Below are 24970 nucleotides of genomic sequence, written 5' to 3'. Positions count from 1 at the left end.
CCAGACGCTGGGCTGGGCAACCCCAACCCAGCGTCTCGCTCAACTCATCGCGCCCTGACGATTGCACTCACCACTTGACACCGCCCGGCGTGTCGAGGCAACAACCTCATGATCAACGGGGCGGTGGGGGAGGGTCAGAGGATGGGGGGTGGGGTGTAGGTGGCGGCCTGGGGGTGGGCGTCGACGACCTTGGCGATGCGGCGGGTGACCGCCTCGACCTGGGCCGGGGCGGCGCCGACGAAGGCGGTGCGGTCGGCGACGAGGGCGTCGATCTCGCCCCGGGTCAGGCCCAGGCGGCCGTCCGCCGCGAGGCGGTCGAAGAGGTCGTTCTCGGCGGCGCCCTTCTCGCGCATGGCGAGCGCGACGGCGACCGCGTGCTCCTTGATCACCTCGTGGGCGACCTCGCGCCCGACGCCGCGCCGGACCGCCGCCACCAGGATCTTGGTGGTGGCCAGGAACGGCAGGAAGCGCTCCAGCTCGCGGTTGACCACCGCCGGGTACGCGCCGAATTCGTCCAGCACGGTGAGGAACGTCTGGAACAGCCCGTCGGCGGCGAAGAACGCGTCCGGCAGCGCGACCCGGCGGACCACCGAGCAGGAGACGTCCCCCTCGTTCCACTGGTCGCCGGCCAGTTCGCCGACCATCGACAGGTAGCCCCGGATGATCACCGCGAAGCCGTTGACGCGCTCGCTGGACCGGGTGTTCATCTTGTGCGGCATCGCGCTGGAGCCGACCTGGCCCGGCTTGAAGCCCTCGGTCGCCAGCTCCTGGCCCACCATCAGCCGGATCGTCGTGGCCAGCGAGGACGGCGCGGCGGCGATCTGCGCCAGCGCGGAGAGCACCGCCAGGTCGATCGAGCGCGGGTATACCTGGCCGACGCTGTCGAGCACCCGGGAGAAGCCGAGGTGCTCGGCCACCCGGCGCTCCAGCTCGGCCACCTTGTCGGCGTCGCCGTCGAAGAGGTCCAACTGGTCGGCGGCGGTGCCCACCGGGCCCTTGATGCCGCGCAGCGGGTACCAGTTGATCAGGTCGTCCAGCCGCTCGTACGCGATCAGCAGCTCCTCGGCGGCCGACGCGAAGCGCTTCCCGAGCGTGGTGGCCTGCGCGGCGACGTTGTGCGAGCGGCCGGTCATGACGAGGCCCGAGTGCTCGACGGCCAGCCGGGACAGCCGGGCCAGGGTGGCGACCACCCGGTCCCGGACCAGCTCCAGCGAGGCCCGCACCTGGAGCTGCTCGACGTTCTCCGTGAGGTCCCGGGAGGTCATCCCCTTGTGCACGTGCTCGTGCCCGGCGAGCGCGCTGAACTCCTCGATCCGGGCCTTCACGTCGTGCCGGGTGACCCGCTCCCGCTCGGCGATCGAGGCGAGGTCGACCTGGTCGAGCACCCGCTCGTACGCCTCGACCACACCGTCCGGGACGGACACGCCGAGATCCCGCTGCGCCCGGAGCACGGCGAGCCAGAGCTGCCGTTCCATCCGGATCTTCTGCTCCGGTGACCAGAGGGCGACCAGCTCGGGCGAGGCGTACCGGCTGGCGAGCACGTTGGGGATCGTCGTCACGTACCTCAGTCTTGCACGCCCCTCTCACGTGCCTTCGCCGAAGACCCGCGACGTGCCACGGCTCTCGGCAGGGCGGGGTGGGCGGAGCGCCGTCACCCCGGCATGCCGCGCGTCGCGGCGACCGGTCGGCTGACCGCGCTCAGGACGGAGGTACGGGACGGCCCGTCAGGGCCCGCCACAATCCCGCGCACGCGACGGCTGCGGTTGCCGGCCCGCCCCACCGGACTGCTGGCCCGGCTCTCCGGGTTACTCCTCCGCCCCGCCGGGGCGCTGGCCCGGCTCTCCGCCGGCCTGGCCCGCGCCCGAGTCGTCCTCGGCGAGCGCGGCGGCCTGGGCCACGGCGGTGGGGGCGGCGACCTGGTACGGGGTGCCGGGGAGCAGGACCAGGGCCGCGCCGGAGAGTGCGGCGAGCAACCAACGTCTGGATTTCATGACAAATCTCCCGATGAAAGACGATCACCCAGGATCAGCGGGCCCCGTCCCCCGTCGACGAGCCCGCTCTGATCACGAGCCGGTCGAGGTAGAGCAGGTGCAACGCCACGAACGTGGCCAGGAAGAGCAGCAGCATCGGCAGCGGCAGCACCTGGGCGACGAGCCCCCGCATGGCCTCCGGGTCGCCGAAGGACTCCGCGAGCCGCACGAGGGCCAGGTGCGTCGCCGGCGCGTGCCGGACGTCCGAGACGACCAGTTGCGGCCACAGCCAGCTCTGCGCGCCGACCAGCCAGCTCAGCAGCCCGGCGCCGGCCAGCAACGGCAGGGCGGGCAGGAGCATGGTCGACCCGAACCCGCCGCCGGCCTCCCAGCGTTCCCGCTGGCCCCGGAAGAACAGGGTGAACACCACGAGCGCGGGGATGCAGAGCCAGCCCGGCGGGATCAGCCCGACGAAGGTGTTGAGCTGGTCGGCCTCCCGGGCCCGGACGAAATGGGCGATGGCCAGCGGACCGTCGCCGACGAAGAGCCACGGCGCGAACGGCAGCAGGAGCAGCTCGCTGGCCCGGCCCAGTGGGCGCAGGCCGCCGATGCCGAAGCCGGCCAGGGCGGCGACGCCCACCCCGACCACCGCCGGGATCAGCGGCGGCAGCCACGTGTTGACCTGGACCTGGCCGGTGGAGACCCCGGAGGGCAGGAGCGCCGCCTCGGCGGTGAGCGCCCGCAGCCACGGCGCCAGCACGTAGGCGAGCACGCCGAGGAACGCCAGCAGCCCCACCGCCAGCAGGCCGAGCGCGACCGGGTTGCGCGCACCGGCCGGGACGCCGGCCGGCGTACCCGTCGGAGCGCCTGTCGGAGTGCCCGCAGGCGTGCCTGTCGGAGTGCCCGTCGGGGCACCGGCCGGGCGGTCGCGCCACCCGGTGAAGGCGATCCTCGTCCGGGTGACCAGGAGCAGGACGACGGCGAGGATGCCGAGCACCGCCAGCAGGGCGAGCAGCAGCACGTTGCCCGCGGCGCCGACGCCGAACTGGAGCCAGGCCACGCTCTCCCGGACGATCCGCACCAGGGGGGCGACCTGGTCTTCCCGCCCGCCGATGACGGGCCACTGGAGGGACCAGGACTGCACGGTCACCGCGACGACGGCCAGCCCGAGCACGCCGCCGACGGCCAGGACCGCCGGGCCGGAGCGGCCGCCGCCGGGGCCACGGCGCAGCGCGGCGAGGAAGACGGTGGCACCGACCGCGACCACCAGCCCGGCCGTCAGCAGCGCCACGGCGCGTACGGCGGTCAGCGTGGGCGCCTGCGTCCAGGCGTCCCGGTCGGCCTCGAACCGGTCCATCGTCCACGCCATCCCCACGGCGAGCGGGGCGTAGGCGGCCAGCGGCAGAGCCAGCAGCGCCCGGGTCACCAGGCGGGGCACCCGGCCGGCACGCTGTGCGGCGAGCGCGAGCAGCGGGGCGACGAGCAGCGCGAGCAGCAGCGGCACGAGGGCGAGGAGCAGCGCGTGGCCCAGGTCGCCGAGGAACCCCCGCTCGATCACCTGCGCGTAGTTGTCGCCGCCGGCGGACTCGGTCGGCCCGCCCAGCCCGTTGCCCCGCCGGAAGCTCTCCACCAGCGTGCTGACCGACGGGAGCACGTACGACCAGAGCAGGGCGACGGCCGCCGGCACGAGCAGCACCAGCCCGGTGACCACCTGGGCCGTCCGGCCGATCCCGACGCCCCCGGACGGCGCAAGACCGAACGGGGCCGGGAAGGGCGGCGCGGGGTGGGCCTTGGGGTCGGGCACGGACGTCGGGTTGGCAGACACCAGCGGGATCCTCCGGTCGACAGTGGAACGGGGGGCGACTCAGGCTAGGCCACCCGACCGGCACCGCGTCCAGGTGCGGATCTGCACAGTCACGCCGGCCGGCGGCGCGCGCCGCACAGCGTCCACCCCAGCGGGGTGGGCGCTCAGCGCTCCAGGATCGCCGTCACGCCCTGGCCCCCGGCCGCGCAGATCGAGATCAGTCCCCGCCCGCTCCCCCTCTCGGCGAGCAGCTTCGCCAGGGTTGCCACGATCCGGCCGCCGGTCGCCGCGAACGGGTGCCCGGCGGCCAGCGAGGAGCCGTTGACGTTGAGCTTCTCCCGGTCGATCGCGCCGAGCGGGGCGTCCAGCCCGAGCCGGTCCTTGCAGAACTCGGGCGACTCCCAGGCGGCCAGGGTGGCCAGCACCTGCGAGGCGAACGCCTCGTGGATCTCGTAGTAGTCGAAGTCCTGGAGCGTCAGCCCGGCCCGGGCCAGCATCCGGGGCACCGCGTACGCGGGGGCCATCAGCAGCCCCTCGTCGCCGTGCACGAAGTCGACGGCGGCGGTCTCCGACCAGGAGAACCAGGCCAGCACGGGCAGGTGGTGCTCGCTGGCCCACTCCTCGCTGGCCAGCAGCACCGTGGAGGCGCCGTCGGTCAGCGGCGAGGAGTTGCCGGCCGTCATCGTCGCCCGCTCGGCGTCCGGGCCCTTCGCGCCGAAGACCGGCCGCAGCGACGCGAGCTTCTCCGGGCTGGTGTCGGCGCGCAGGTTCTGGTCACGGGTGAGCCCGAGATAGGGCGTCAGCAGGTCGTCGAAGAACCCCCGGTCGTACGCGGCGGCGAGCCGCTGGTGCGAGCGCAGCGCCAGCTCGTCCTGCGCCTGCCGGTCGACCTGCCAGCGCAGCGCCGTGCGGGCGGCGTGCTCCCCCATCGACAGCCCGGTGCGCGGCTCGGCGTTGCGCGGGATCTCCGGCCGGAACGGCTGGGTGGGGCGCAGCTTCGCGGCGATCCTCAGCCGCTCGCCGAGGGTGCGGGCGCTGTTCAGCCTGAGTAGCGTGCGGCGCATGTCCTCGTTGACGGCGAGCGGGGCGTCGGAGGTGGTGTCCACGCCGCCGGCGATGCCGACGTCGATCTGCCCGAGGGCGATCTTGTTGGCGACCAGGATGGCGGCCTCCAGCCCGGTGCCGCAGGCCTGCTGGATGTCGTACGCGGGGGTGTGCGGGTCGAGCTTCGAGCCGAGCACCACCTCGCGGGTCAGGTTGAAGTCCTTGGCGTGCTTGAGCACCGCGCCGGCCACCACCTCGCCGACCCGCTGGCCGGCCAGTCCGAACCGGGCGACCAGCCCGTCCAGCGCCGCGCCCAGCATGTCCGCGTTGGACGCGCTCGCGTACCGCGAGTTGGACCGGGCGAAGGGGATGCGGTTGCCGCCGATGACCGCCACCCGCCGGATGCTCTGCACGATCCCGCCTCCTCGAAGGGCTTGCCCTCAACCTACTCGCCAGTAGGCTACGCCTATGACCGACAGGTACGCGAGCTTCGTCCGATCGGGGGCCGGTCGCGCGCTGGTCAAGCGCCTCGGGCTGCCCGACCCGCCGCGACTGCGCCGGCACACCCCCGGCGACCCCCTCGCCCCCGGGCCCGTCCTGCTCGGTGCCGCGACCGGGGGTCGGCTCGCCGAGCAGGTCGGCAAGATCCTGACCGCCGCCGGGGTCGAGCTGCGCGACCCCGCCGCCGTGGAGCCCACCGAGCGCTTCGCCGCCCTGGTCTTCGACGCGACCGGCATCACCGACTCCACCGAGCTGCGCCAGCTGTACGACTTCTTCCACCCGCACGCCCGCTCGGTGCTGCCCAGCGGTCGGGTGGTCGTGCTCGGCACCCCGCCCGCCGAGGGCGGCTCGCCCCGGGAGGCCACCGCCCAGCGGGCCCTGGAGGGGCTGACCCGCAGCATCGGCAAGGAGTTCGGCCGCGGCGTCACCGCCCAGCTCGTGTACATCACGAGGGAGCCCGACGCCGGCACGTCGACCAGCCTGGAGGCCACCCTCCGGTTCCTGCTCTCCGGCCGGTCCGCGTACGTCTCCGGGCAGGTGATCCGGGTCGGCGCCGGCACGGCCGGGCCGCCGGCCGACTGGGACCGCCCGCTGGACGGGCAGGTCGTCCTGGTCACCGGGGCCGCCCGGGGCATCGGCGCGGCACTGGCCCGGGTGCTGGCCCGCGACGGCGCGCGCGTCGTCGCGCTGGACGTCCCGGCGGCCGGGGACGAGCTGGCGGCGGTCGCCAACGAGGTCGGCGGGACGGCCGTCCAGCTCGACCTCACCGCCCCCGACGCCCCGACCCGGCTCGCGGAGCACCTCGCCGACCGGCACGGGCGGGTCGACGTGGTCGTGCACAACGCCGGCATCACCCGGGACAAGACCCTCGGCCGGATGGACGCCGACCGCTGGGACACGGTGCTCGACGTCAACCTGTCCAGCCAGGAGCGGATCAACGACGTGCTGCTGGCGCGGGAGCTGATCCCGGCCGGCGGCCGGATCGTCTCCGTCTCCTCCATCGCCGGCATCGCCGGCAACCGGGGCCAGACCAACTACGCCACCAGCAAGGCGGGCGTGATCGGGCTCGTCGACTCGCTCGCCCCCGTCCTGCGCGAACGGCAGATCAGCGTGAACGCCGTCGCCCCCGGGTTCATCGAGACCCGGCTGACCGCGCGCATCCCGCTGGTGCTGCGCGAGGCGGGCCGGCGGATGAACAGCATGTCCCAGGGCGGGCTGCCGGTGGACGTCGCCGAGACCATCGGCTGGCTGACGTGGCCCGCCTCGGGCGCGGTCAGCGGCAACGTCGTCCGGGTCTGCGGCCAGAGCCTGCTGGGGGCGTGATGGCCGGGCGGAGGGAACCGGCGGAGGGCCCGTCCGACGACCTGTCGGTGCACGAGCTGATCGACGGCCCCACGGAGCGGCTGTCGGCGGAGACCCTCGCCGCGATCCGCCGGCCGGGGCCGGCCGACCACGACCTGAGCCTGGCGGAGACGCACGACCTCTCCGGGCACGCCTCCTCCGTCGAGGCGACGCCGGACCTGGCCGGGCACGCCGGGGCGGTCGCCCGGGAACGCGTCGAGCTGGCCCGGATGCCGGCGGCCGGGGCGCTCTACCGGCGGGCGCTGCTCGGTGCGCTGCCCGGCCCCGGCGGGCGGCCGGCGGCGACCGGCGTCCCGGCGGTCGAGCTGGCCGTCGGCGGGGTCGCCGTCGACCGGGCGCACCTGGCCGACTACGACCGGGTCTGCGGGTTCCGGCTGACCGACCGGCTTCCCGCCACGTTCCCGCACGTCATGGGCTTCCCGCTGGCCCTGCGCCTGATGACCGCGCCGGGGTTCCCGATCCCGCTGACCGGCGTGGTGCACGTGGGCAACCGGATCACCGTGCGCCGCCCGGTCACGGCCGACGAGCCCCTCGACTTCACCGCGTACGCGGAGAACCCGCGCCCGCACGACCGGGGGCGGCAGGTCGACGTGGTGCTGGTCGGCTCGGTCGACGGGGAGGAGGTCTGGCGCGGCGTCTCGACGTATCTCGGCCGGGAGCGCAGGCCCGGCGGCGGAGGGCGCGACCGGGGCGAGTGGTCCCCGGCGCCGGTCGGCTCAGCCCACTGGCGGGTCGAGCCCCGCGTCGGTACGCACTACGCGCGGGTCTCCGGCGACCACAACCCGATCCACACCTCCCGACTGGGCGCCCGGCTGTTCGGCTTCCCCCGACCCATCGCGCACGGCATGTGGAGCAAGGCGCGGTGCCTGGCCGCGCTGGAGAACCGGCTGCCGGACGCCTACACCGTCGAGGTGGTCTTCAAGCTGCCGGTGCCGCTGCCGAGCACGGTGAGCTTCGGACTGCTGCCGGGCGGCGGGTTCGCCCTGCACGACCTGCGCGGGCGCCCGCACCTGGTGGGCCACGTGCGCTGACCGCCCCTGCCAACCGCACCCGCGCCGCCGGGGGTTGGCAGGGGCGGCCACATGCGCTAAGTTGTTCTCACATCGAGATGTTCTCAGGATGAGAGGGACGTTGTGGACGAGCAGGACTTCCTGGCCGCGTACGACCCCCGGGCCTATCCGGCGGTCGCGGTCACCGTCGACGTGGTGGCGCTGACCATCCGCGACGACGCGCTCCACCTGCTGCTCATCCGGCGCGGCGAGCCGCCCTTCGCGGGGCACTGGGCGCTGCCCGGCGGCTTCCTCCGCCCCGACGAGGACCTGACCACCGGCGCCCGGCGGGAGCTGGCCGAGGAGACCGGGCTCGGCGGCGAGGGGCTACGGCGCGTACACCTGGAGCAGTTGGCCAGCTACGGCGGCGTGGACCGCGACCCGCGGATGCGCGTCGTCTCGGTCGCCCACCTCGCGTTCGCGCCCGACCTGCCGGACGCGGCCGCCGGCACCGACGCCGACGAGGCGGCCTGGCTGCCGGTGACCGCCCTGAGCAGCCGGCAGCTCGCCTTCGACCACGACCGGATCATCGCCGACGGGCTGGAGCGGGCCCGGTCCAAGCTGGAATACACCCCGCTCGCCACCCGCTTCCTCGCCCCCGAGTTCACCATCAGCGAGCTGCGCGCCGTCTACGAGACGGTCTGGGGGCACCCGCTGCACGCCGGCAACTTCCACCGCAAGGTGCTCTCGGTGCCGGGCTTCGTGGAGAGCACCGGCGCCAGCACCGAGCGCGGCGGGGCCCGCGGCGGTCCCCGCGCCAAGCTCTACCGGGCCGGCGACGCCCGGCTGCTGCACCCGGCGCTGCTGCGCCCCGCCCGGGAGGAGACGGTGCGGTGAGGACCGCCGAGGCGATCCGCCTGGTCGCGGCGGCCCGCACCGACGCCGACCTGTTCGGCGCCGACGAGCCGGCCCGGCGCTACCGCGAACTGGTCGCGGCCCTGCACCCCGACCGCGTGCCCGCCGACTCGGCCGTACGCGCCGAGGCCACCGACGCGTTCGTCCGGGTCACCACCCGCTGGCGGGCCCGGCGGGTCACCGTCCTCGGCGGCTACCGCCTCGGCGCGCCGGCGTACTCCGGCGACCTGGCCGACCTCTACGACGTCGGGGCGGGCAGGCTGCTCAAGCTGCCCCGACGGCCCACCGACAACGACCTGATGGCGCGGGAGGCGCACGCCCTGCGCGCCCTCGCCGAACGCGGCGACCCGCGCTACCTGCCCTACGTGCCCCGGCTGGTGGAGGAGTTCCCGCACCGGGACCCCGACACCGGCGCCGAGCGGCGGATCACCGTGCTCGCCACCGCGCCCGGCCTGCACGACCTCACCGCGGTGCGGCGCGCGTACCCGGACGGGCTGGACGCCCGGGACGCGGCCTGGATGTGGCGGCGGCTGCTGGTCGCGCTCGGCCTGGCCCACCGGGCGGGCGTGGTGCACGGCGCGGTGCTGCCGCCGCACGTGCTGATCGAGCCCGACGGGCACGGCGTGGTGCTGGTGGACTGGTGCTTCTCCGTCGTCGACGGCGGCGCCGTCCCGGCGCTCGTGCCCGGCCACGAGGACTGGTACCCGGCCGAGGTCGTCGCGAAGCGCCCGTGCGGGCCGGGCACCGACATCGCGATGGCCACCCGCTGCATGACCTGGCTGATGGGCCCGCGCGCGCCGCGCGAGCTGCTCGCCTTCGCCCGGGGCTGCCTGCGGCCCGCCCTGAACGCCCGGCCCGGCGACGCCTGGCGCCTGCTCCGCGAACTCGACGAGGTGCTGGACCGGCTCTACGGGCCGCGCACCTTCCGACCCTTCACCCTGACCCCCTGAGGAGGCTGCCATGGGCAGTGGAATCTGGTCCACCGACGTGTACGACGCCGCCGACCGCTACCGCCGGGCCACCGGCAAGAGCGCGTTCTCCTACAGCGACAGCGGGGCGCGCACGGTGCACCCCGCGCTCGACCCCCGCGACGCGACGCGGGAGAGCCGCGACTCCGACGAGCACCCGCAGTCGACGGCCATCGCCGTGCTGTTCGACGTGACCGGCTCGATGCGCAACGTGCCGCGCGTCCTCCAGACCAAGCTGCCGCAGCTGCTCGGGCTGCTCCAGCGGCAGGGCTACGCCCGCGATCCGCAGATCATGTTCGGCGCGATCGGCGACGCCACCTGCGACCGGGTGCCGTTGCAGGTCGGCCAGTTCGAGTCGGACAACCGGATGGACGACGACCTCGGCCGGATCGTGCTGGAGGGTGGCGGCGGCGGGCAGATGACGGAGTCGTACGAGCTGGCCATGTACTTCATGGCCCGGCACACGGTCACCGACTGCTGGGAGAAGCGCGGCCGACGCGGCTACCTGTTCATCATCGGCGACGAGCTGGCCTACCCGCAGGTGAAGGCCCGGGAGGTGGCCCGCCTGATCGGCGACGACCTGGCCGAGGACGTGCCGCTGCGGCAGGTGGTCGACGAGATGACCCGCCGCTGGGACACCTACTATCTGCTCCCCGCCGGCAGCCACTACGCCGGCAACGCCAAGGTGCTCGACTTCTGGCGGGGCCTGCTCGGGCAGAACGCCGTCGTGCTGGACGACCTCGACGCGGTCTGCGAGACCATCGCGCTCACCATCGGCCTCGGCGAGCAGGCCATCGACCTCGACGAGGGCCTGCGCGACCTCGACCGGGCCGGTTCGGGCGCCACCGGGACGGTGTCGAAGGCGCTGGCCCGGCTCGGCCGGGGGCGGCGCGCCGAGGTGTCGGCGCTGCCGGCCTTCCGGGACACCGACGGCGGGGTCACCCGGCTGTGAGACACGTGACGGTGGTCGACCTCGGCTACGGCGACGCCGGCAAGGGCACGGTCGTGGACTGGCTCTGCGCCACCCGGCCCGTGCACACCGTGGTCCGCTTCAACGGGGGCGCGCAGGCGGCGCACAACGTGGTGCTGCGCGACGGGCGGCACCACACCTTCGCCCAGTTCGGCGCGGGCACCTTCCACCCCGGGGTACGTACGCACCTGTCCCGGCACGTGGTGGTGGACCCGCTGGCGCTCGCCGCCGAGGCCGACCACCTCGCCTCGGTCGGGGTGCCCGACGCGCTCGACCGGCTGACCGTGGACGGGGAGGCGCTGCTCGCCACCCCGTACCACCGGGCCGCCAACCGGGCCCGCGAGGTCGCCCGGGGAGCCGACCGGCACGGCTCCTGCGGGCTGGGGGTGGGCGAGGCCGTCGCGTACGGTCTCGCCCACCCCGACGAGGCGCCCCGGGTGGCCGACTGCCGCACCCCGGCGCTGCTGCGCCGCCGGCTGACCGCCCTGCGGGACCGGCTGACCGCCGAGCTGGGGCCGCTGGACGCGCCGCCCGTCGAGGACTGCCTGCCCGCGTTCACCGGGTTCGCCGGGCGGGTGGCGATCGTGGACCGGGGCTGGCTGGCCGGGGCGCTGCGCGCCGGGACGTGCGTCTTCGAGGGCGCGCAGGGGGTGCTGCTCGACGAGTGGCACGGCTTCCACCCGTACACGACGTGGAGCACCACCACGTTCGCCAACGCCGACAGCCTGCTCGCCGAGGCGGGCCAGGCGGGAACGGCGACGCGGCTCGGGGTGCTGCGCGTGACCACCACCCGGCACGGGCCGGGGCCGCTGGTGACCGAGGACCCGACCCTGCCGCTGACCGACCCGCACAACCCGACGAACCCGTGGCAGGGCCGGTTCCGGTTCGGCCACTTCGACGCGGTCGCCCACCGGTACGCCCTCGCCGCGGCCGGGGGCGTCGACGGCCTGGCGTTGACCCACCTCGACCTCGCCGGCCCCGGGCTGCGGATCTGCCGCCGCTACGACTGGACCGACCGGCTCACCCCGGGCCCGCCCGGCGACCTGGACCGGCAGGCCGAGATCACCGCCCGCCTGCTGCGTTCCCGCCCGGTATACGACGACCCGCCCGTCGACTGGCCGTCGGCGGTGGCCCGGGAACTGGCCGCCCCGGTGGTGCTCACCTCGCACGGCCCCACCGCCGGGGACAAGGTCCCGCACGGCCCGCTACTCGCCCCGCCGGCCCTGGTCGCCGCCGCCTGACGCGGTGATCGCGGCCGGCGGCGGGTGAGCGTGCCGCCGCTCGCGGATCTTGAATGCGTCGTCGAGCAGGGTGATCCGGCGACTCGGCCACCCGGCGCACCGTGCCCGGCCAGCATGGGGGCATGGAGTCCGCGCTCGACCTGCTCCGGCAGCTGGTCAGCTCCCCGTGGGTGTACCTGCTGCTGTTCGGGCTCACCGCGGTCGACGCGTTCTTCCCGGCGGTGCCCGGCGAGACCGCCGTGATCACCGCCGCCGTACTCGCCACCGACGGCAGCCCCAACCTGGTGGCGGTGATCGTCGTCGCCGCGTTCGGCGCCTGCGTCGGCGACCACATCTCGTACGCCATCGGGCGGGGCGGCGGCGCGCACCGGCTCGCCCGGTTTCCCGAGGACAGCCGGCGGCGGGCCGGTTCGGAGTGGGCCCGCCGGGCGGTGCACCAGCGCGGCGGGCTGATCCTCACCACCGCCCGGTACATCCCTGGCGGTCGCACGGCGGTCACCCTCACCATGGGCGCGGTCCGCTACCCGCTCCGCTCGTTCCTGCTGTTCGACTCGATCGCGGCGGTGAGCTGGGCGCTCTACTCCGCCCTGCTCGGCTACTTCGGCGGGCTGGCGTTCGAGCGCGACCCCGTCAAGGGCATCCTCGCCGGGGTGGGCATGTCGGTGGCGGTCACGCTGCTGCTGGAGTCCGTCCGCTGGTTGCGCCACCGCAGCCACCGCTGACCCCGACACCCACCCACCTGCCACCCTCCCCCACCGCCCCGCCACCTCCCCGGCCCGGCCGGCGGGTGGGACGCCATGGGTGTCACCGGCCCGTTTTGACAGCCATGGTGTTCCACGGGTGGACCGGATGGCGGCGCGCCGGGGCGGCGAGTCAGAGCAGGTCGGCGTCGTGGACCAGGATCGCGAGCTGCACCCGGTTGGCGACCTGGAGCTTGGCGAGCGCCCGGCTGACGTGCGCCTTGACGGTCGCCTCGCTCATCGTCAGCCGGCGGGCGATCTCGGCGTTGCCGAGCCCCCGACCGACCTCCCGGACGATCTCCCGCTCCCGGTCCGTGAGCTGGCCGAGCCGCTGCCGCGCGGCGTCCCGCCGGGCCGGGCCCCGCTCGGCGAAGGAGTCGATCAGCCGCCGGGTCACCGTCGGGGCCAGCATGGCGTTCCCGGCGGCCACGGTACGCACGGCGGCGGCGAGTTCCCGGGGCGGCGTGTCCTTCAGCAGGAAGCCGACGGCCCCCGCCCGCAGCGCCCGGTGCACGTACTCGTCCCGGTCGAAGGTGGTCAGCATGATCACCTTCACGCCGAGGGCGACCAACTCCGGCGCGGCGGTCAGCCCGTCGGTCCCCGGCATCCGGACGTCCAGCAGCACCACGTCGGGGCGGAGTCGCCGGGTCTCGGCCAACGCCGCGGCCCCGTCGGCCGCCTCGCCGACCACGGTGAGGTCGGACGCCGCCTCCAGGATCAGCCGCAGGCCGGAGCGGACCAGGTGCTCGTCGTCGACGACCAGGACCCGGATCACGTCGCCTCCTCCACCGGAATCAGCGCCCGGACCAGGAAGCCGCCGTCGCGCGGGCCGGCCTCCAGCCGCCCGCCCAGCAGCTCCACCCGCTCCCGCAGGCCGATCAGCCCGAGCCCCGCCCCCGGCAGGGCCGCGCGGTCCGCCGACCGGCCGCCCGTACCCGGCGGGGGCGCACCGCCCGCCGGCTGGCCCACCCTTTGCGCGGCCGCGCGGCCCGCCGACCGGCCGTCCGCGTCCGCCCCGGGCACGGCACCCGCCGGCGGAGCACCCGCACCCGACCCGCGCACCGCGCCGGGCGGACCGTTGCGGACGCTGACCTCCACCCCGCCGGACAGGTACCGCAGCCGGACGGTGGTGTCCGCGTTCGGCGCGTGCTTGCGGACGTTCGTCAGCGCCTCCCGGACCACCCGGTACACCGCCCGGTCGACGGTGGCGGGAACGGGCCGGGGCGTCCCCTCGTCCTGCCGGTCCACCCGGAGGCCAGCGGCGCGCGACTCCCGGAGCAGGTCGTCGACGCCGGCCAGCCCGTCGGCGGCGGTGGCCGGGCCGTGGGCGGGAGCGGGCTGGCGCAGGACGCCGAGCACCTCGCGCAGGTCGGTGAGGGCCTGTCGCCCGGTGGACCGGATCAGGGCCGCGGCGTCGACGGTCGCCGTGTCGGCGGCGGTGACCTCCAGCGCGCCGGCGTGCACCACCATCAGCGACACCCGGTGCGCCACCACGTCGTGCATCTCCCGGGCGATCCGGGCCCGCTCCTCGGCCCGGACCCGCTCCGTCCGCGCCTCCTGCTCACGTTCCAGCCGCTCGGCCCGGTCCCGCAGGGCGGCCAGGGTCTCCCGGCGGGCGCGTATCCAGAGCCCGACGACCAGCGGGAACAACACCGCCAGCGCGAACATCGCCGCCGCGTTGGCCGGCGTGGCCGTGGTCAGCCGCCGCTCGCCGCCCACCGCGACACCGATCAGCGCACCCACGACCGCGACCAGGGCGGCGCCGGCGAGGAAGGCGACGAGCCGCCGTCGGCCCCGCAGCCGCAGACCGGCCTGCCCGGAGGCCACCACCGCCGCCGGCCAGGCCGCCAGGAGCAGCCACGCGACGGCGGCCGTCACGAAGAGCGGCCAGCACCGTACGCGTACCGTCGCGGCGGCCCAGCCGGCGAGGACGGCGACGGCGAGGACCAGCGCCCGGGGCAGCGGCGAGCGCACCCCGAGCGAGCCGGTCGCCGACCCCCACACCCCCGCCGTCACGACGACGGCGAGCAGCACGGGCGCGTACTGGTCGGCGGTGCGACGGAGCGCGACGGCGCGGGAGGTCACATCCCGAGCCTAGGCGGGGCGGCGGCCGGTGCCGCCCGTCCGCCTCGGGTGTCCGCGCGGCGCGCTCCGCTCAGGCACCCGGCGACCGGTGCAGGTTGATCAGCTGGGCCAGGTGCCGGCCGGCCGTCAGCAGCGGCCGGGCGCTGCGGGAGACCTGGGCCGCGAGTTCGGCGCCTTCCAGCGTGGAGATCACCGTGTGGGCCAGTTCCTCGGCGTCGTCCTCCGCGATACCGGCGCGGCGGAGCTTGTCCGCGACCAGCAGCCGCCAGTGCGCGAACGCTTCCGCGGCGGCCCGCTGGATGTCCGGCGCCCGGCTCGCCGTGCCGAGGGCGGTGGCGGTGACCGGGCAGCCGTCGGCCCAGTCGGAGTCGCGCAGCCCGTCGGCGAGGTCGCGGGCGCAGGCGACCACCGCCTCGGCCGGGTCCGCGACCTGGTCGAGGATCACCCGGAGCAGGTCGGCGAACTCCTGGTCGCCGTGGCGGATGGCGGCCACGGCCAACTCCTGCTTGCCCCCGGGGAAGAAGTGGTAGACCGACCCCAGGGTCGCCCCGGCCTCGACCGAGATCTGCTTGATGCCGGTGCCGTCGTAGCCGTGGCGCTGCATCAACCGGGAGGCGACCCGCACGATCCGGTCCCGGGTGCCGAGGCCGCCCTCCACGGTCGCGGACTGCCGCACGGACGTCTTCATGCCGCCAGGCTACCGGATAGAACGTTCGCTCTAGTGCTGTGCTAGCGTCCTCACGCTAGATAGAGCGTTCGTTCTAGAGGAGGATCTTCATGACTGACCGCGCAGTGACCGTCATCGGCCTCGGGCCGATGGGCCGGGCGATGGTGAGCGCGTTCCTGGACCGGGGATACGAGGTCACGGTGTGGAACCGGACCGCGGCCAGGGCCGACGAGCTGGTGGGCAGGGGTGCCCGCCGGGCGGCGACCCCGAACGAGGCCCTGACCGCCAACGAACTGGTGGTGCTGAGCCTCACCGACTACGACGCGATGTACGAGATCCTCGGCAGTGCCATGGCCGAGCTGCCCGGTCGGGTGATCGCCAACCTCAGCTCGGACACTCCCGATCGGGCCCGGGAAGCGGCGGCCTGGCTCGCCGGACACGGCGCCCGGCAGTTGACCGGTGGCGTGCAGGTGCCACCGTCCGGCATCGGGGTCCCGGAGTCCAGCACGTACTACAGCGGACCGCCCGATGCGCTCGCAGCTCACCGGGAGGCCCTGGAGGTGCTGACGGGCGTCGACTACCTGGGCGAGGATCCGGGATTGGCGGCGCTGTACTACCAGCTCGGGATGAACCTGTTCTGGACCATCATGGTGAGCTGGCTGCACACGGTGACGGTGGCGCGCACCCATGGCATCACCGCCACGGAGTTCCTACCCATCGCGCGGAAGACGGCCGACGTGGCCCAGTTCCTGGAGTTCTACGCGCCCCGCATCGACGCGGGCGACCATCGGGGCGACGTGGACCGGCTGGCGATGGCCGTCGCCAGCGTCGAACACGTCCTGGACACCGTCCGGGCGGCCGGCGTCGACACCACGCTGCCGGCCGCGGTGCTCGACGCCTGCCGCCGGGGCATGGCGGACGGCCGTGCCGACCAGAGCCTTACGAGTCTGGTCGAGGTGTTCCCGGCCGGAACGGCCGTGGCTGGCCGCGACACCCGGCCCTGACACCGGCGCCCGCCGGGACCCTGACACCGGCCCGTGCCCGACCCGGACGCTCCTCCGGGTCGGGCACGACTTAAGTCGTAGGCGCCGGGTGACCACCGGGCGATGGCGGAACCGGTCCCCGGCACCAGCATCGAGATCATGGATTCGGTGCTCGACCTGCTCCACCAGACGATGTCCTCGCCCTGGGTCTACCTGGCGCTCTTCGCGATCGCGGTGATCGACGGCTTCTTCCCGGCGGTGCCGAGCGAGACGGCCGTGATCACCGCCGGCGTGTTCGCGGCGACCGGTCAACCCGACCTGCTGGCCGTGATCGTGGTCGCGGCGGCCGGCGCGCTGGTCGGCGACCACGTCTCGTACGCCATCGGCCGGCACGGCGGCGGTCGCCTGCTCGCCCGCCTGCCCGACGGCGGGCGGCGACGGGCCGCCTACGAGTGGGCGCGGCGCGGGATCGCCGTCCGGGGCGGGCTGGTCCTCACCGTCGCCCGGTACGTCCCGGGCGGCCGGACCGCCGTCACCATGACCATGGGGGCGACCCGCTTCCCCCGGCGGCGCTTCCTCGCCTTCGACGCGCTCGCCGCCGGCTCGTGGGGCGTCTACTCGGCGCTGGTCGGCTACCTCGGCGGGCTCGCCTTCGAGCAGGATCCGATCCGGGGGCTGCTGCTCGGCCTCGGTCTCGCCCTGACGGTGACCCTGGTGGTGGAGGTGACCCGCTGGCTCCTGAACCGTCGCCGGGCTGCCGTCGGCACGCCCGCCCGGGAGCCGGCGGAGCTGCGACGGTGACCCACCGGCGGCCCCGGCTGCCGACGCCGGCCGAGCCTCGGCGCCATCGCCGCCGGCCGGGTGTCGGCGGCGGCCGGGCCTCGGCGTCGGCGGCGGCGAGGTGCGGCACCAACCGGGCATGGGGACCGCGCGGGCGGCGGCCGGCCGTCTCCCCGGGCGGGAGGTCAGGCGGTGGGCGGCTGCCAGGTAGCGCCGTGCAGGAGTTGGCCGGCGCCGAGCCACGCGACGTTCATCATCCGCGTCGCGGTCTTTCCCGGGTCCGCCTCCGGGTGGTCGGCGAGCCAGTCCGCCAGCGACTCGGTCGCGCCGACCAGGGCGTACGCGACGACCTCCAGGTCGGTCTCGCCCACCTCGCGCCCCTGTGCCCGCAGGGCGTGGTCGAGCATCCCGGCGACCACCTCGACCAGCCGGGCGCGCATGCCCGCCAGCTCGCCGGCGAACGGCTGCTCGCCCCGGGCCTGCCGGTAGAGCACCGCCCAGCCGTCCCGGTGCGCCCCGACGAAACCGAAAAACGCCCGCAGTCCGCGCCAGAGCCGCTCGTCGGCCGACAGCTCGGGGGCGGCCGCCCCGGCGATGGCCTGCATCATCCGGGCGCCCTCCCGGTGCAGGCAGGCGACGAAGAGTTCCTCCTTGGTGCCGAGGTAGGCGTAGACCATCGGTTTGGAGATGCCGGCGTCCTCGGCGATCTCGTCCATGCTGGCCGCGTGGAACCCCCGGCGGGAGAACACTTTCACGGCCGCGTCGAGCATCTGCTGCTCGCGTACGGCACGCGGGAGGCGCTTGAAGGTGGGTGGGGTGGACACCCTTGCGAGCATACCTACTCGTGCGTAGGGTTACGCACGAGTAGCCAATACCCGGAAGGTGCAGACCCATGACTGACTTCGACCCGGCCAACTTCGCGAACGTCGGCCCCAAGGAGTTCGCCCAGCTGGTCAAGTCCACCCCGGACGACAAGATCGCCGAGGTCATGTCCGGCGACCTGCGCGGCAAGATCCTGGGCGAGGTCTTCGGCCGGATGCCGCAGCTCTTCCGCGCCGACCGGGCGGGCTCGACCAACGCGGTCATCCACTGGAACATCACCGGCCGCCCCGACGGTGGCACCGACACCTACGAGGTCGTCATCGCCGACGGCGCGTGCACGGTCAACGAGACCGCGCAGCACGACCCGAAGCTGAGCCTCACCATGGGCCCGGTCGAGTTCCTGAAGATCGTCTCCGGTGGGGCCAACCCCGTCATGATGTTCATGACCGGCAAGCTCAAGGCCAAGGGCGACCTGGGCCTGGCCGCCAACATCGCCAACCTGTTCGACATCCCCAAGGCCTGAGATGGCCGAGTTCTCGCTCGACCTGAACGAGGAACAGCGGGATCTGCGCGACTGGGTGCACGGCTTCGCCGCCGAGGTCGTGCGCCCGGCCGCGGCCGAGTGGGACGCCCGGGAGGAGACTCCCTGGCCGATCATCCAGGAGGCGGCGAAGGTCGGCCTGTACGGCTTCGAGTTCCTCGCCACCTGCTGGGCCGACCCCACCGGCCTCTCCCTCCCGGTCGCCAGCGAGGAACTCTTCTGGGGTGACGCCGGCATCGGGCTGGGCATCTTCGGCACCTCCCTCGCGGTGGCCGCCATCTACGGCGCCGGCACCCCGGACCAGCTGGTCGAGTGGGTGCCGCAGTGCTTCGGCACCGTCGACGAGCCCGCCGTCGCCGCGTTCTGCACCACCGAGCCCGAGGCCGGCTCCGACGTCGGCGCGATGCGCACCCGGGCGGTCCACGACGAGGCGACCGACGAGTGGGTGCTGAGCGGGCAGAAGGCGTACGCCACCAACGGCGGGATCGCCGGCGTGCACGTGGTCACCGCCTCGGTCGACCCGTCGCTCGGGTCCCGGGGGCAGGCGGCGTTCGTCGTACCGCCGGGCACCGCCGGGCTGACCGCGACCCGCAAGCTGCGCAAGCTGGGCCTGCGCGCGTCGCACACCGCCGACGTCTTCCTCGACGACGTACGCGTGCCGGGGCGCTGCCTGCTCGGCGGCCGCGACGCGCTGCGCGAACGGCTCGACCGGGCCCGCTCCGGCCGGCGCGCCTCCGGCCAGGCGGCGATGCGCACCTTCGAGCTGTCCCGGCCCACGGTCGGCGCGCAGGCGCTGGGCGTGGCCCGCGCCGCCTACGAGTACGCGCTGGACTACGCCAAGGAGCGGGTCCAGTTCGGCCGGCCGATCATCGAGAACCAGGCGGTCGCGTTCGCGCTGGCCGACATGAGGACGGAGATCGACGCCGCCCGGCTGCTGATCTGGAGGGCCTCCTGGATGGGCCGCAACAACCGGCCCTTCACGGCGGGCGAGGGCTCGATGTCCAAGCTGAAGGCCGGCGAGGTGGCCGTCTCCGTCACCGAGAAGGCCGTGCAGCTGCTCGGCGGGGCCGGGTTCCTGCGGGACCACCCGGTCGAACGCTGGTACCGGGACGCCAAGATCTACACCATCTTCGAGGGCACCTCGGAGATCCAGCGCCTGGTCATCTCCCGGGCCGTCTCCGGCGTCCAGATCCGCTGACCCGGATCGCCCATCGTCAAGCCCCCGCCGTGCCGACGCCCCGGCGAAACCGCGTCGCCGCGGCCGATCGCGCCCCGAACCCCCGCACGCACCGGCAGGCCGCGAGCTGGGCCGCTCCCAGTGCCGAGCAGGCCGTTGCCCGGCGCCCCACCCCCGCCTGCTTCTAGGCTGACGGAACAATGATCACCTCTGGACGCCGCCGCCGTACGCCACTGCTGCTGGTCGAGGCGGCGACGCTACTCTCCGGCATCGGCAACGGGGTGTCCACCGTGGCCCTGCCGTGGCTGGTGCTGGAGCGCACCGGCAGCGCCACCGCCGCCGGCCTGGTCGCGGCGGCCACCGCGCTGCCGTTGCTGCTCTCCAGCCTCGTCTCCGGCACCGTCGTGGACCTGCTCGGCCGGCGGCGTACGGCCCTGGTCTCCGACGCGCTCTCCGCCGTCTCGGTCGCCGCGATCCCGGTGGTCGACGCCCTGCTCGGGTTGAACGTCGGCTGGATCGTGGCGCTGGCCGCGCTCGGAGCCGTCTTCGACCCGGCCGGGCTGACCGCCCGCGAGACGCTGCTGCCGGCCGCCGCGCAGGCCGCCGGGTGGCGGATCGAACGGGCCAACGGGGTGCACGAGGCGGTCTGGGGCCTCGCCTTCCTGATCGGGCCCGGGGTCGGCGGCGTGCTCATCGCCGCGATCGGTCCGGGCTCGACGCTCTGGGTCACCGCCGCCGGTTTCGCGCTGGCCGTCGCGCTGGTCGCCGCCGTCCGGCTGCCCGGGGCCGGCCGCCCGGAACGCCCGCCGGCCGGCCTGTGGCACGGCACCGCCGAGGGACTGCGGTTCGTCTGGCGGGACCGGCTGCTGCGGACCATCGCACTGATCACGATGGTGCTGGTCGCGCTCTACCTACCGGTCGAGGGCGTGCTGCTGCCGGCGTGGTTCGTCGCGCAGGGCGAACCGGCCCGGCTCGGCGCGATCCTGATGGCGATGAGCGCCGGATCGGTGGTCGGGGCCCTCGCCTCCGGCACGGCGGGACGGCGGATCCGCCGGCGCACCCTGATGGTGGTCGCCCTCGTGGTCACCGGGGCGGCCCTGGTCGGACTGGCCGCGTTGCCGCCGTACCCGGCCATGCTCGGCTTCGCCGCTGTCATCGGGCTCGCGTACGGGCCGGTCAACCCGCTCGCCAACTACGCCATGCAGACCCACACCCCGGAGCGGCTGCGCGGCCGGGTGGTCGGGGTGATGACCTCCTTCACGTACGCCGCCGGCCCGGCGGGCTACCTGCTCGCCGGGCCGTTGGTGGAGTGGCTCGGGCTGCGCCCGGCCTTCCTGCTGCTCGCCGGGGCGCTGCTGGTGGCGGCGCTGGTCGCCGCGCCGCTGCCCGTGCTGCGGGACCTGGACGAACCGCCCCGCCACCCGCCCGCCCCGCCCGGCGGCACGTCGGGCCGGGTCGAGGGGCCCCTCCCGCTCGGCGAGCAGTGGGCGCCCTCGGCACACCGGGACCCGCCGGATCAGGGGTAGAGCGTCAGCCCGGGCGTGGTGGCGATCTCGGTCAACTGCGCCACGCTGAGCACCGGCGGCGGCCCGAACTCCGGCCTCGGGGTCCCGCCGGGCTCCTCGACGACGATGTCGATGTTGTCCGTCGTCACCGTCACGGACGTGCCGTCCACCCGCTCCACGAGCACCCAGCGCTGCTCAAGGCCCCCGTCGCCAGGGGTGGAGACGCTGGTGGCGAGGGTGCTGCCGTCCGGCAGACGGCGGCTCGTGCAGGCACGGCGATCGGGGGCGGCGGCACATCCCAGGGGCTCGTCGGCGGCCGTCGGCATCAGCGTCACCCTCAGTCTGTCGGTCTGGCCGTCCCGGACCAGCCGGGCGTGGGCGTAGTAGTTCCAGTGGCTCTTCTCGTAGGTGAACTGGACCTGGTCGCAGCCCGGGATCGTGCCCTCGACCGTCAGCCCCGCCGGCACGACGGCCGCCAGCGCCGGGCGCAGCACACCGGTCAGCCGGGCCACGCCGGCATCGGGACGCTCGGTCGGCCGGTCGCGCACCGTGTCGTACGACTGCTGCGGCGCCGGCGGGCCACTGGCCGACGGCTCGGCGATCGGGCAGAGCGACGGGTCGGCGGTACCCGCGGCGGCCGGCGGCAGGGTGAGGCCGCCCGGTTGCGTGGCGGGACCGGCGAGCAGCGCCGGTGCCACCGCGACCGCCGCGACCGCGACGGCGGCCCCGGCGCCCGCCAGCGCCCACACCCGGTGGCGGCGGCGCTGCCGGTCGTCGGCGATCAGCCGGTCCACGTCGATCCTGGTCGGTGGCGACGAGGCCACCGCCGTGCGCATCTGCTGGGAGAGTTCATCCATCGGTGCCTGCCTCCTGGGCTCGGGCCGGCGCACCGACGAGGCGGCCCCGCAGCGCCTCGATCGCCCGCGCCGACTGGCTCTTGACGGTGCCGGTGGTGCAGCCGAGTTCCCGAGCGGTCTCCTCGACGGACAGGTCGCAGAAGTAGCGCAGCACCAGGACCGCGCGGCGGCGCGGCGGCAACTCGGCGAGCAGGGCGAGGATGGTCAGCCGGTCGGCGGCACCTTCGGTCGCGGACCGTGCGGGGGCGTCCGGGACCTCGGCCCAGGCGGCCTCACGCCGCCACGGGCGGCGCCGCTCGTCCAGCCAGACCCGCAGCAGGGTCCGCCGGACGTACGCGTCGGGGCTGTCCATCGCGGACACCCGCCGCCAGTGCCGCAGCAGCTTGACCAGCGCCGTCGACACCAGGTCGTCGGCCGTGTGCCAGTCGCCGCAGAGCAGGTACGCCGTGCGGCGCAGCGGCTCCAGCCGCGCCGTCACGTACTCGCGGTAGCCCTCGATGTCGGCAGGCAATCCCGCCACCTCCTCGCCTCACCGGTCAAACGGAGGCGACGGCGGCGGGGGTTGCCCGGTCAGCCCGGAATAGTGATCCGGCCCTCGACGGCGGCGGCGGCGATGTCGGTGCGGTGGTGCGAGCCGGCCAGCTCCACGCCGGCCACCAGCGCGTACGCGGCGTCCCGGGCGGCGGCCAGGTCGGCGCCCGTGGCGGTGGCGCAGAGTACCCGGCCACCGGAGGAGAGCAGCGTCCCGTCGTCGGCCCGGCGGGTGCCGGCGTGGATGACGCCCGGGCCCTCGGCACCGGTGATCACGTCGCCGCTGCGCGGGGCGGCCGGGTAGCCCTCGGCGGCGACCACGACCGTGACGGCGGCCCCGTCGCGCCACCGCAGCGGCGGGTGCCCGGCCAGCGTGCCGGTGGCGGCGGCGTGCAGCAGCCCCGCGAGCGGGGTCTCCAGCAGCGCGAGCACCACCTGCGTCTCCGGGTCGCCGAAGCGGGCGTTGAACTCGATCACCCGGGGGCCGTCGGCGGTGATCGCCAGCCCGACGTAGAGCAGGCCCGCGAACGGGGTGCCCCGTCGGGCCATCTCGGCCAGGGTCGGGTGGACGACATCGCGCATGACCTCGTCGACCAGGCCGGGCGGAGCCCAGGGCAGTGGCGCGTACGCCCCCATGCCGCCGGTGTTCGGGCCGGTGTCGCCGTCGCCGACCCGCTTGAAGTCCTGCGCCGGCAGCAGCGGCACCGCCGCCTCGCCGTCGGTGACCACGAAGAGGGAGACCTCCGGGCCGGCCAGGTATTCCTCCACGACGACCCGCCCGCACTCCTCGGCGTGCCGGAGCGCGGCGGCGCGGTCGTCGGTCACCACGACGCCCTTGCCGGCGGCGAGCCCGTCGTTCTTCACCACGTACGGCGCGCCGAACTCGTCCAGCGCCCTCGCCGTGCTCTCCGCATCCGTGCAGGTGTACGCGCGGGCCGTCGGCACGCCGGCAGCGGTCATCACGTCCTTGGCGAACGCCTTCGAGCCCTCCAGCCGGGCGGCCTCGGCGGACGGCCCGAACGCGGGGATCCCCTTGGCGCGTACGGCGTCGGCGACCCCGGCGACCAGCGGCGCCTCCGGCCCGATCACCACCAGGTCGACCCCGGTCTCCACCGCCAGCGCGGCGACAGCCGCCGGATCGCAGGGATCGACCGCCCGCAGCTCCGCCAGCGAGGCGATACCGGGATTCCCGGGCGCCGCGATCAGCTGCTCGACGGACGGATCGCCGGCGAGGCCCAGCGCGAGCGCATGCTCCCGCCCCCCACCACCAAGAAGAAGAACCCGCACACCCGCATCCTACTGACCCCCCTCGCCCACCCCGTTGATCATGAGGTTCTTGCCTCGACACGCCGGGCACCGCTGGCAACAACCTCATGATCAACGGTGCTGGGCGGCGGCGATGGCCTGGCGGACGGTCCGGGGGATGTAGGCGGGGTCGAGGGTGTCGGCCCAGGTGAAACGGAGGATGGTCCAGCCGGCGTTGACCAGGCGGTTCTGTCGGCGGCGGTCGGCGTAGACGGCCTTTGGAGTGCCATGCGGGCCCCGCCCGTCGGCTTCGGCGATCACCCTCGGACCCCGCCAGCCGAGATCACCGATCCCGAGCAGGTAGCCGTCGTCGTCGCGCACCATGAGCTGGAGGACGTCTGGGGGCACCTTGCCGTCGACGCAGCGCAACCTCGTCCGGGTCTCCAGCGGGGACTGCGCCCGCCCGTCCGCCTCCGCCAGGTGGGAGCGTCCCGCCACCGCGCCACGTCGACCTCTGATCAGGCGCGGCACGGCGAGCAGCTCCTCGTCGGTGATGAGCCCTCGGTTCAGCGCGGAGTCCAGCACGCTTACCGCGGCGTAGCGGTCTTCCCAGAGGACCAGGTCGGCGACGGTCCGGAGCGGCGAGGTGGCGGCGATGCCGTCGACTCGGACCAGTTGACCTGGCGCGACCGTCAACTGGTGCACCACCACGTCGGGATGGGCCAGCCGGGCGGGCCTCGCGACCGGACCGGGCATCGACAGGTGGATCGCCCCCGTCGCCCGCGGTCCCGCGATGCCATGCAATTCGGCGGCCGTTGTCAGGACGGCGGCGGCACACGCACCGAAGGATGCAACAGCCGCCCTGATCCGTGCCCGTCGCGGGATGCCGTCATAGCGGTCGGCATCGACGAGGTAGCCGCCACGGATCACCGCACGCCAGCGACCGGACCGACAGAACCGGTGTACGTCGTGCACGGTGAACCCGGCCGTACGTGCCTGCGCCAGCGTCACGATGCCGTCGCGTGCACCGGCCATCAATCGCACGACCGCCAGCGGATCCGTCCCCACACCGACCGACTCTCCCGGCCGCGCCCAATCGACGAAACCCCTGCGGATAACCCGGACCCATCCTGTGGACAACCCCTCGCCCCGAGCCGTTGATCATGAAGTTATTGCTCCGACACGCCGGGCGGTTTCTAGGGTTCAGTGCAACTGATCTTGGTTGTGCTGGGGGGTGTTGGTGGCCGCGCCGGGTGTGTTGACGTTTGGGCAT

Annotated in this window: 24 protein-coding genes; 12 read left to right on the top strand and 12 right to left on the bottom strand. The window is 74.7% G+C overall.

The annotated features are described in order from the left end of the window. Window positions 1-134: 134 nt before the first annotated feature. The 4 genes from purB to ACGF5C_RS33405 all read right to left on the bottom strand — a co-directional run bounded on the left by purB (window position 135) and on the right by ACGF5C_RS33405 (window position 5231). Window positions 135-1559, bottom strand: a complete 1425-nt coding sequence (gene purB, locus ACGF5C_RS33420; RefSeq protein WP_393308199.1) for an adenylosuccinate lyase — start codon at window positions 1557-1559, stop codon at window positions 135-137. A gap of 246 nt (window positions 1560-1805) precedes the next feature. After that, window positions 1806-1991, bottom strand: coding sequence for a hypothetical protein (locus ACGF5C_RS33415; protein WP_393308197.1), 186 nt, complete (start codon window positions 1989-1991; stop codon window positions 1806-1808). A 34-nt stretch (window positions 1992-2025) separates the two neighbouring features. Beyond that, a complete protein-coding gene (locus ACGF5C_RS33410) occupies window positions 2026-3795 on the bottom strand; it encodes a PT domain-containing protein (protein ID WP_393308195.1) in 1770 nt (589 codons plus the stop codon). 143 nt (window positions 3796-3938) lie between these two features. Then, on the bottom strand, window positions 3939-5231 hold the full coding sequence (locus ACGF5C_RS33405; RefSeq protein WP_393308193.1) for an acetyl-CoA C-acetyltransferase: 1293 nt from the start codon (window positions 5229-5231) through the stop codon (window positions 3939-3941). Between the two features lie 55 nt (window positions 5232-5286). On the opposite strand from ACGF5C_RS33405, the gene ACGF5C_RS33400 reads away from it, so the two are divergent. From ACGF5C_RS33400 to ACGF5C_RS33370, 7 genes are all read left to right on the top strand, one after another. Beyond that, window positions 5287-6642 carry a 3-oxoacyl-ACP reductase gene (locus ACGF5C_RS33400; protein ID WP_393308191.1) on the top strand — a complete coding sequence of 452 codons (1356 nt, stop codon included), beginning with the start codon at window positions 5287-5289 and terminating at the stop codon, window positions 6640-6642. Beyond that, window positions 6642-7712 carry a MaoC/PaaZ C-terminal domain-containing protein gene (locus ACGF5C_RS33395; protein ID WP_393308189.1) on the top strand — a complete coding sequence of 357 codons (1071 nt, stop codon included), beginning with the start codon at window positions 6642-6644 and terminating at the stop codon, window positions 7710-7712. The genes ACGF5C_RS33400 and ACGF5C_RS33395 overlap by 1 nt, the downstream gene beginning before the upstream one ends. A 102-nt stretch (window positions 7713-7814) precedes the next feature. After that, window positions 7815-8567 carry an NUDIX domain-containing protein gene (locus ACGF5C_RS33390; RefSeq protein WP_393308187.1) on the top strand — a complete coding sequence of 251 codons (753 nt, stop codon included), beginning with the start codon at window positions 7815-7817 and terminating at the stop codon, window positions 8565-8567. Further along, window positions 8564-9535, top strand: a complete 972-nt coding sequence (locus ACGF5C_RS33385) for a serine/threonine protein kinase (protein ID WP_393308185.1) — start codon at window positions 8564-8566, stop codon at window positions 9533-9535. The genes ACGF5C_RS33390 and ACGF5C_RS33385 overlap by 4 nt, the downstream gene beginning before the upstream one ends. Before the next feature lie 10 nt (window positions 9536-9545). Beyond that, a complete protein-coding gene (locus tag ACGF5C_RS33380) occupies window positions 9546-10505 on the top strand; it encodes a hypothetical protein (RefSeq protein WP_393308184.1) in 960 nt (319 codons plus the stop codon). Further along, on the top strand, window positions 10502-11764 hold the full coding sequence (locus tag ACGF5C_RS33375) for an adenylosuccinate synthetase (protein WP_393308182.1): 1263 nt from the start codon (window positions 10502-10504) through the stop codon (window positions 11762-11764). Before ACGF5C_RS33380 ends, ACGF5C_RS33375 begins: the two co-directional genes overlap by 4 nt. A 122-nt stretch (window positions 11765-11886) precedes the next feature. Next, window positions 11887-12486, top strand: coding sequence for a DedA family protein (locus ACGF5C_RS33370; RefSeq protein ID WP_393308180.1), 600 nt, complete (start codon window positions 11887-11889; stop codon window positions 12484-12486). A 151-nt stretch (window positions 12487-12637) separates the two neighbouring features. Here ACGF5C_RS33370 and ACGF5C_RS33365 read toward each other — a convergent pair whose 3' ends face one another. The 3 genes from ACGF5C_RS33365 to ACGF5C_RS33355 form a co-directional block, all read right to left on the bottom strand. Then, complete coding sequence (locus tag ACGF5C_RS33365) at window positions 12638-13279, bottom strand: response regulator (RefSeq protein ID WP_393308178.1); 642 nt, start codon at window positions 13277-13279, stop codon at window positions 12638-12640. After that, the gene (locus ACGF5C_RS33360) at window positions 13276-14589 is read right to left on the bottom strand and encodes a sensor histidine kinase (RefSeq protein WP_393308176.1); all 1314 of its coding nucleotides are present in this window, start codon (window positions 14587-14589) and stop codon (window positions 13276-13278) included. The genes ACGF5C_RS33365 and ACGF5C_RS33360 overlap by 4 nt, the downstream gene beginning before the upstream one ends. A gap of 70 nt (window positions 14590-14659) precedes the next feature. Continuing rightward, on the bottom strand, window positions 14660-15277 hold the full coding sequence (locus ACGF5C_RS33355; RefSeq protein ID WP_393308174.1) for a TetR/AcrR family transcriptional regulator: 618 nt from the start codon (window positions 15275-15277) through the stop codon (window positions 14660-14662). 89 nt (window positions 15278-15366) lie between these two features. Here ACGF5C_RS33355 and ACGF5C_RS33350 point away from each other — a divergent pair, with 89 nt between their 5' ends. Next, the gene (locus ACGF5C_RS33350; RefSeq protein WP_393308172.1) at window positions 15367-16260 is read left to right on the top strand and encodes an NAD(P)-dependent oxidoreductase; all 894 of its coding nucleotides are present in this window, start codon (window positions 15367-15369) and stop codon (window positions 16258-16260) included. 138 nt (window positions 16261-16398) lie between these two features. Beyond that, window positions 16399-17040 (top strand): DedA family protein, encoded by a 642-nt coding sequence (locus ACGF5C_RS33345; protein WP_393308201.1) that lies wholly within the window; start codon window positions 16399-16401, stop codon window positions 17038-17040. A gap of 164 nt (window positions 17041-17204) precedes the next feature. Here ACGF5C_RS33345 and ACGF5C_RS33340 read toward each other — a convergent pair whose 3' ends face one another. Continuing rightward, window positions 17205-17843 carry a TetR/AcrR family transcriptional regulator gene (locus ACGF5C_RS33340; RefSeq protein WP_393308170.1) on the bottom strand — a complete coding sequence of 213 codons (639 nt, stop codon included), beginning with the start codon at window positions 17841-17843 and terminating at the stop codon, window positions 17205-17207. A gap of 68 nt (window positions 17844-17911) precedes the next feature. Here ACGF5C_RS33340 and ACGF5C_RS33335 point away from each other — a divergent pair, with 68 nt between their 5' ends. The 3 genes from ACGF5C_RS33335 to ACGF5C_RS33325 all read left to right on the top strand — a co-directional run bounded on the left by ACGF5C_RS33335 (window position 17912) and on the right by ACGF5C_RS33325 (window position 21085). Further along, window positions 17912-18364, top strand: coding sequence for an SCP2 sterol-binding domain-containing protein (locus ACGF5C_RS33335; protein WP_357449789.1), 453 nt, complete (start codon window positions 17912-17914; stop codon window positions 18362-18364). Between the two features lies 1 nt (window position 18365). Continuing rightward, on the top strand, window positions 18366-19580 hold the full coding sequence (locus tag ACGF5C_RS33330) for an acyl-CoA dehydrogenase family protein (protein ID WP_393308168.1): 1215 nt from the start codon (window positions 18366-18368) through the stop codon (window positions 19578-19580). Window positions 19581-19759: 179 nt separating this feature from the next. Continuing rightward, window positions 19760-21085 (top strand): MFS transporter, encoded by a 1326-nt coding sequence (locus ACGF5C_RS33325; RefSeq protein WP_393308166.1) that lies wholly within the window; start codon window positions 19760-19762, stop codon window positions 21083-21085. On the opposite strand, the gene ACGF5C_RS33320 is transcribed toward ACGF5C_RS33325, so the two are convergent. The 4 genes from ACGF5C_RS33320 to ACGF5C_RS33305 all read right to left on the bottom strand — a co-directional run bounded on the left by ACGF5C_RS33320 (window position 21076) and on the right by ACGF5C_RS33305 (window position 24453). Then, window positions 21076-21921, bottom strand: a complete 846-nt coding sequence (locus ACGF5C_RS33320) for a hypothetical protein (protein WP_393308164.1) — start codon at window positions 21919-21921, stop codon at window positions 21076-21078. The two genes, ACGF5C_RS33325 and ACGF5C_RS33320, sit on opposite strands and share 10 nt — an antisense overlap. Next, complete coding sequence (locus ACGF5C_RS33315; protein ID WP_393308162.1) at window positions 21914-22432, bottom strand: SigE family RNA polymerase sigma factor; 519 nt, start codon at window positions 22430-22432, stop codon at window positions 21914-21916. Before ACGF5C_RS33315 ends, ACGF5C_RS33320 begins: the two co-directional genes overlap by 8 nt. Before the next feature lie 59 nt (window positions 22433-22491). Beyond that, entirely contained in the window at window positions 22492-23739 is a 1248-nt protein-coding gene (gene purD, locus ACGF5C_RS33310; protein ID WP_393308160.1) for a phosphoribosylamine--glycine ligase, read from the bottom strand. Window positions 23740-23829: 90 nt separating this feature from the next. Continuing rightward, the gene (locus ACGF5C_RS33305; RefSeq protein WP_393308158.1) at window positions 23830-24453 is read right to left on the bottom strand and encodes a hypothetical protein; all 624 of its coding nucleotides are present in this window, start codon (window positions 24451-24453) and stop codon (window positions 23830-23832) included. Between the last annotated feature and the right edge of the window lie 517 nt (window positions 24454-24970).

Source organism: Micromonospora sp. NPDC047620, from assembly GCF_043205005.1.
In the GTDB taxonomy this organism is placed as follows: Bacteria; Actinomycetota; Actinomycetes; order Mycobacteriales; family Micromonosporaceae; genus Micromonospora.
The sequence above is the reverse complement of the archived record's forward strand: the minus strand, read 5'-3'. Positions and strand labels throughout refer to the sequence as shown.